Source organism: Nocardia sp. NPDC003345, from assembly GCF_053589395.1.
This window is the reverse complement of sequence record NZ_JBSFRU010000342.1, coordinates 1-6,657: the sequence shown is the minus strand read 5'-3', so window position 1 is coordinate 6,657 and position 6,657 is coordinate 1. Positions and strand designations below refer to the sequence as shown.

Below are 6,657 nucleotides of genomic sequence, written 5' to 3'. Positions count from 1 at the left end.
CCGCCGCCTTCGCCGCGGTGGACCCCGGTCCGGTGTGGTCTCCGGCGCCCGGCCCCGGTCAGTGAGAAGGGGGCGCCCACCGGGCCAGGTGTGCGGTATCCGGCCCGGTTCCCGGGCTCGTTGTGACTTCCTCCCGAGCCGCTGACCTCGACCCTGGACCCCAACTGCCGCGCCGCGCTACTAAGCTCGACCCATGTTCGAACCCGTCCGCCCGGCACCGACGTTGTGCGGCCGGGCGGTAGCGACCGATCGCGCCCTGGTCATGGCGATCGTGAATCGCACGCCGGATTCCTTCTACGACCGCGGCGCCACCTTCGGGGATACGGCCGCCATGGCGGCGGTGGACCGGGCGGTCGCCGAAGGCGCCGATCTGGTCGATATCGGCGGGGTGAAGGCCGGGCCGGGGGAATCGGTGGACGCGGCCGAGGAGACGCGGCGGGTGGTGCCGTTCGTGGCCGCGATCCGGGAGGCGTACCCCGATCTGTTGATCAGTGTGGACACCTGGCGGTCGGAGGTGGCGCGCGCGGCGGTGGCCGAGGGCGCGGACCTGATCAACGACACCTGGGCGGGCGCCGATCCGGAGCTGGTCGCGGTGGCGGCGGAGACGCGCACCGGAATCGTCTGCAGCCATACCGGCGGCGCGGTGCCGCGGACCCGCCCGCATCGGGTCCGCTACGACGATGTGGTGGCCGAGGTCACCGAAGCGGTGGTCGGCGCCGCCGAAGCGGCCGCGGCGGCGGGTGTGGCCGGGGATTCCATCCTCATCGACCCGACCCATGATTTCGGGAAAAACACCTATCACGGGCTCGCACTGTTGCGGGCAGCGGACGTTCTTGTAAAAAGCGGGTGGCCGGTCTTGATGGCGCTGAGCAACAAGGATTTCATCGGAGAGACATTAGGTGCCGGACTTTCCGAACGGCTGGAGGGCACATTGGCAGCAACAGCGTGGTCGGCCGCGGCGGGTGCCCGGGTCTTCCGTGTGCACGAGGTCGCCGCGACCCGGCGTGTTGTCGACATGATCGCCGCGATCCAGGGGGTCCGGCCCCCAGTACGAACTCTGCGAGGTCTCGTATGAAACTCTCACACCACGAGCCCGGCTGGGCGTCCACCCACACCTGGGACGCCCCGGACTGGTCGGTGGCCGAACTGGTCGCCGCCAAGGCCGGCCGCACCGTATCGGTGGTGCTGCCCGCACTGAACGAGGAGAGAACCGTCGCCGAGGTGGTGGCCAGTATCCGGCCGCTGCTCGGCACTCTGGTGGACGAACTCGTCGTACTGGACTCCGGATCGACCGATGCGACCGCCGAACGTGCCCGCGCGGCCGGGGCCGAGGTCGTCACCCGGGAACAGGCCATACCCGAACTGGAGCCGGTCCCGGGCAAGGGCGAGGTGCTGTGGCGCTCGCTCGCGGTGACCAGCGGTGATCTGGTGGCCTTCGTCGACTCCGATCTCATCGATCCGGATCCGGCGTTCGTACCCAAGCTGCTGGGCCCGCTGCTCACCACGCCCGATCTGCATCTGGTGAAGGCGTACTACCGGCGGCCGCTACTACACGGCGGTGGCGTGGACGCGCACGGCGGCGGCCGGGTCACCGAACTGGTGGCGCGCCCGCTGCTGGCCGCGCTGCGTCCGGGTCTGACCCCGGTGCTGCAGCCGCTGGGTGGCGAGTACGCGGGCACCCGCGAACTCCTCACCGCCGTGCCGTTCGCTCCGGGGTACGGGGTGGAGATCGGATTACTGCTCGACACCTACGACCGCCTCGGCCTGAGTGCCATCGGCCAGGTCAATCTGGGGGTCCGGACGCACCGCAACCGGCCGCTGGCCGATCTGGGCGTGATGAGCCGGCAGATCCTGGGCACGGTGCTGGGCCGCTGCGGTATCGCGGATTCGGGCGCGGCGCTCACTCAGTTCCCGCTGGTAGGAGACGAGTTCACCGCGCACAGCACGGTGGTGGATCTGCTGGACCGGCCGCCGATGAACACCATCCGGCCGGACGTGGCGGCGGCCTGAACGATTCCGGTCACGACCACGGGCGCTCGCGTCAGTGGTCGTGACCGGGTTCGGGCTCCGGGGTAGGTTTCGGCGCCTTCCCGGCGGTATCCACGTCGTCCGGTTCGTCGCCGGCGTCCCCGGGTTCCGTCGGCTCGGGGCGGGGCTCCTGCCCACTGCCCGCGGCTTCGTCGTCAGCGGCGACGGTGCCGGGTTCGGCCCGATCGGTGGTACCCGAGTCGTCGGTGGCAGCGGGCGCGGTTCCGGCATCGGAGGCGGCGGCGGGGTGATCCGGGCCGGAGTCGGTAGGGTCGCCGGAATCATCGTGTTCGTGGTCCAGCCGGGCCTGTAATTCGGCGACGGTCACGTATTCACTGTTGCCGGAACCCGGATTACGCCACCACACGAAAAGCGAAACCAGCAGGCCGGCCGCGACCAATACGACCGCGACGATAATCCACGCATCCACCCGCGCCTCCACGAATCGACTTGTCGGAGCCGATCTCCGGAAGGCCACCGCATATCGGCCTCATCGGCCTACCGTTCGCCAGGGTAGCAATGCGATCGGAAAATATTCGGAGTCGCTATAGGTGTTTTCCGGACGTGTCGACGAAGTGGCGCGGCGAATTCATTTCCGCTACCGGTGGCCCACCGGATTCAGCGGCGTTGCCGGACGACGTGCGGCCGGGAATCCACCGGTTCGTGCACATACACCGGGGTGAGCAGGTCGGCGTCCACCGGTTCGCCGGTGGAGCGGTCGTAGCGGACGCCGACCAGTACCGAGAAACGCCGGTTGGCGGCGCGCTCGTGCAGGGTCGCGAGCCGGGTGGCCAGCAGGCGCACGGCGCCGAGCGAACCGGGCGGGTGCAGACCGTCGATCACCAGAATGGAACCGCGCCCGTCCGGGCGCGGCAGCCGTGCCAAATAGGCGATATCGTGCGGTTCCGGGCTGGCGGGGCGATATATCCGGCGGGCGGCGCGGTCCTCGATACCGCGGCGGCCGTCGCCGGGCCGGGCGACAGCCCGGCGTAGCCGCGGGTCGGCGGCGATGAGGTGGCGCAGACTGGGGGAGAGTTCGGGCCCGCCGATCACGATCAGCCCGTCGCGTAGCAGGTCCACGGGGCGTCCCGGCGCGAACGGTTCGATGGTCACCCCGAAGCCCAGCTCTTTCAACTGCTCGGCCAGCCGGGGCGCGGCCGCCGGATCGGGTGCCCCGATCAGCCTGCCCGGGCGGGTATCCGGGACCAGCAGGGTGAGCGGTCCGTGCCCGAAGAACAAACCCTCCGGCGCCGGCCCCTGTGTGCTCACCTGATGGATGCGGGCGCGGGAAAGTCCCGCGGCCGCACCGATTCGTGCGAAAGTCCATCCCTCGGCGTGCAATTCCCGGATCACCGCACGGCGAATCCGGGTGAGCTCGTTGATGGTCTGCTGAGCCGCTGCGACACCCTCCGTTGCGGCCTTGAGTCGCTCGACTTTGTCTTCGATCGCGAATATCCGCGCCACGTCATCGGCCGACATGTGCGAAGTCTAGACAGGAGGTCGCTGAACTGCGTCTAGCCTGGTTGACGCTCAGGTGGCGTCGGTATCGATCGGCGGACGTTCATTGTGTTCCAAGGGTTTATGTGACGTAGATCGCGGGTAATCTGGCATGCCGCTGTGCGCGCCCAGGACATTCTTGCTGTCGGGCAATGCGCCGTCGAGATCCTTGAACAGGGAATCATCGCCGTTCAGAAGATGTTTGGTCACCACCGAGCGCGGTGACATCCCGCGCAATTCCTGGAGATCGGCGAGTGGTTTACGCAGATCTTCGAATTCGGGGCCGAGCTCGGATCGCAATTGCGATGTCGCGCCGGTGGCGTAATCGCGAACCTGCCGCAGACTGCGCGCAGTCCACCGCGCGGCGCCGGGTAGGCGTTCCGGGCCGAGGATGACGAGGGCGGCGACGAGTAGCACGAGCATCTCGCCCCACCCGATACTGCTGAACACCTCACCAGATTACCCGGCGCCGCGCGTGGTGGATCAGTCGGACGCCAGGGTGACCGGAATATCCACCTGCCGTCCCTCACGGATGAGCTGGACGTTCACCGATTGGCCGATATCGTTCATCTGCACCGCGACAACGAGTTCGTCGGGGTTGGTCACCTCACGATCGCCGACCCGGACGATCACATCGCCCTCCACGATCCCGGCGTCCGCGGCGGGGCTACCCGGCTGCACATCGGCCACCTCGGCGCCGCTCATGACCTCGTTGGCGACCGTCTTCTGGCGCGCGCTCACGCCGATCACCGGATGGTGGATCGAACCGTCCCGGATGAGGGTCTGCGCCACCTCGGTCATCTGATCGACCGGGATGGCGAAGCCGAGACCGACCGAACCGCCGCTCTCACTGCGGATCGCGGTATTGATACCGATCACGCGACCGTCCGCGTCCACCAGCGCGCCGCCGGAGTTACCCGGGTTGATCGAGGCGTCGGTCTGCACGGCGTCGATCACGGCCTTGGTATCGCTGCCCTCGCCCTCGAGTTTGACCGGCCGGTGCAAGGCGCTGACGATGCCGGAGGTGACGGTTTTGCTGAGGCCGAGCGGCGAACCGATGGCCAGCACCGCGTCCCCGACTTGGACATCGCCCGATTTGCCCAGTTGTGCGACGGTGAGATTTTTCACATCCACCTTGAGCACGGCGAGATCGCTCTTGGGGTCGCGGCCCACGATGCTCGCCGGGGTGCGCGTGCCGTCGGAGAAGGTGACCTGGATCCGGGCGCGACCGGACTGATCCTGCGCGGCCATCGAGATCACATGGTTGTTGGTGACGATATAGCCGTTACCGTCGATCACCACGCCGGAACCGGTGGCGCCGTTCTCGCCGACCGTGGTGCGGATCGAGACCACCGAGGGCAGGACCGCGTCGGCCACCTGGGCGATCGGGCCGTGCGGCTGGTCGCTGTCGGTCTGTTCCAGGCTCACCTTGCGCGAGGTCAGGGTGGAGGCCGTTTCGGCGGTGAGCCGGCCGACCAGCCCGCCGACGAGTCCGATCGCCAGCGCGATCGCCGCGAGAACCAGCAGCGCCCGCGGCGCGACCCGCGAACCGAAGAGCACCTGCCGGGCGGAGAGCCGCTCGGCGCGGGGAAGTTCCTGAGTGGTGGGGGCGTGCAGGGCCGGGGCACCGAGGCGGGCCTGCGCGTCCGGATCGCGCCAGGGGTCGGCGGGGCCGGCCACGACAGGGCTCTCGGTCACGGCATCGGGGTCGCGCTGGAGTACTTCGCTCGAACCCGGCGGACGGCCGAACGCCTCGGCCAGGACCGCCTCGGGCGGGCCCTTGGGCGCGACCGGTGTATCGGTCTCGGCCCGGGCGGCCCGGGATGAGAACGAGCCCGACTGGCCGGACGGCCGGCGGAAGGCATGCGCGGTATGTGAGTCCACATGGGGTCGATAGACCGGGCGCGGTGCCAGGACCGGAGCATCGGGCGGGCGCAGCGTGCCGTTGCCGTTCGCCGTGCCGTTTTCGTCCGTCGAATCAGGATTGTCGGCCGGGGAATTGTGCGTCGATTCGGAACTCACGCGCCAAACTCTACTTGCGCCACCACACCGACCACCGGAAGCTGTCGAAGGTCGACGAGAAAGACTGGCCCGACGACCCGAATACTGCCTCGTTACGCGTATTTCCGGGAGAATTGCGGGAGGTCGTCCCGCCCGGTGGTTCGGCGAGCGGAATTCGCGACAGGCTGTCGTGCAGGCCGGTGGGGATCGAGACCTGGGTGGCGCGGCGCAGGGCGATACGCGCCTGCTGCTGGGCCTCCACCTCGGCCGCGCATTCCGGGCAGATCGAAATATGCTGCGCCGCGCGCAGGTAGGGATTCATCCGCAGTTCGCCATCGACATAGGCGGCGACCGCCTCGCTCGCCAGATGCTCGGTGGAGTGGAACTGCGGGGAACGACGACCGAAGGATCTGAAGTCGTCACTCATTCGCTGCCCATCCTTCCCAACCGACATCGCTGACCGCCGGGATCCGGCGTCATGGTCGCCGGATCACCCGAAGCTCGCCCTTGTGATCATGCGAGGCTCGCCTCTCATAGTTATACGAGGCTGGCCTCGCCGGCGAAACGCTCCTGCACTCCATTATGCGCAAGATACTCGCGCAGTGCCTGCCGGCCACGGTGAATACGGCTGCGAACGGTACCCAGCTTGACACCGAGCGTCGCGCCGATCTCCTCGTACGACAGGCCCTCGATATCGCAGAGCACGACGGCGGCGCGGAATTCGGGAGCCAGCGAATCCAGGGCGGACTGCAGGTCGGGGTCGAGCCTGGCGTCGTGGAACACCTGCTCGGGGCCGGGACCGTCGGCGGGGACCCGGTCGTAGTCGTCGGGTAGGGCCTCCATCCGGATCCGGCTGCGCCGGCGGACCATGTCCAGGAAGAGGTTCGTGGTGATGCGGTGCAGCCAGCCCTCGAACGTGCCGGGCTGATAGCTGGACAGTGAGCGGAAGACCCGGATGAAGGTCTCCTGGGTCAGATCCTCGGCGTCCTGCGCGTCACCGGAGAGGCGGTAGGCGAGGCGGTACACGCGATCGGCGTGTTCGCGTACCAGTTCCTCCCAGGTCGGCATGACCGCGCGGTCGCCGGTCGCGTCGAAGGCGGCGGTGCCCGTCAGGGGGTCGTCGAGTTCGGG

Annotated in this window: 8 protein-coding genes; 2 read left to right on the top strand and 6 right to left on the bottom strand. The window is 68.6% G+C overall.

What is annotated here, in order from left to right; genetic code table 11:
- The first annotated feature begins 193 nt into the window (after positions 1-193).
- Positions 194-1,075, top strand: a complete 882-nt coding sequence (folP, locus tag ACWDU1_RS27295; RefSeq protein WP_450002787.1) for a dihydropteroate synthase — start codon at positions 194-196, stop codon at positions 1,073-1,075.
- Complete coding sequence (locus ACWDU1_RS27290) at positions 1,072-2,010, top strand: glucosyl-3-phosphoglycerate synthase (RefSeq protein ID WP_450002785.1); 939 nt, start codon at positions 1,072-1,074, stop codon at positions 2,008-2,010. The genes folP and ACWDU1_RS27290 overlap by 4 nt, the downstream gene beginning before the upstream one ends.
- Before the next feature lie 31 nt (positions 2,011-2,041).
- On the opposite strand, the gene ACWDU1_RS27285 is transcribed toward ACWDU1_RS27290, so the two are convergent.
- From ACWDU1_RS27285 to sigE, 6 genes are all read right to left on the bottom strand, one after another.
- Positions 2,042-2,458 (bottom strand): hypothetical protein, encoded by a 417-nt coding sequence (locus ACWDU1_RS27285; protein WP_450002783.1) that lies wholly within the window; start codon positions 2,456-2,458, stop codon positions 2,042-2,044.
- Between the two features lie 188 nt (positions 2,459-2,646).
- Positions 2,647-3,507: a hypothetical protein gene (locus ACWDU1_RS27280; protein ID WP_450002781.1), complete on the bottom strand. Its 861-nt coding sequence runs from the start codon at positions 3,505-3,507 to the stop codon at positions 2,647-2,649.
- A gap of 51 nt (positions 3,508-3,558) precedes the next feature.
- Positions 3,559-3,975, bottom strand: coding sequence for a Sec-independent protein translocase protein TatB (gene tatB, locus ACWDU1_RS27275; protein WP_450002779.1), 417 nt, complete (start codon positions 3,973-3,975; stop codon positions 3,559-3,561).
- 33 nt (positions 3,976-4,008) lie between these two features.
- Positions 4,009-5,547 carry a trypsin-like peptidase domain-containing protein gene (locus tag ACWDU1_RS27270; protein ID WP_450002777.1) on the bottom strand — a complete coding sequence of 513 codons (1,539 nt, stop codon included), beginning with the start codon at positions 5,545-5,547 and terminating at the stop codon, positions 4,009-4,011.
- 10 nt (positions 5,548-5,557) lie between these two features.
- Entirely contained in the window at positions 5,558-5,953 is a 396-nt protein-coding gene (locus ACWDU1_RS27265; RefSeq protein ID WP_450002776.1) for a hypothetical protein, read from the bottom strand.
- 110 nt (positions 5,954-6,063) lie between these two features.
- Positions 6,064-6,657: RNA polymerase sigma factor SigE (gene sigE / locus ACWDU1_RS27260; RefSeq protein ID WP_450002775.1), on the bottom strand; the 594-nt coding region annotated here is incomplete at its 5' end.

Bases quoted from the DNA above. Each gene is read 5' to 3' on its own strand.
- folP (WP_450002787.1), top strand. From the start codon at position 194: ATGTTCGAACCCGTCCGCCCGGCACCGACGTTGTGCGGCCGGGCGGTA.
- ACWDU1_RS27290 (WP_450002785.1), top strand. From the start codon at position 1,072: ATGAAACTCTCACACCACGAGCCCGGCTGGGCGTCCACCCACACCTGG.
- ACWDU1_RS27280 (WP_450002781.1), bottom strand. From the start codon at position 3,507: ATGTCGGCCGATGACGTGGCGCGGATATTCGCGATCGAAGACAAAGTC.
- ACWDU1_RS27265 (WP_450002776.1), bottom strand. From the start codon at position 5,953: ATGAGTGACGACTTCAGATCCTTCGGTCGTCGTTCCCCGCAGTTCCAC.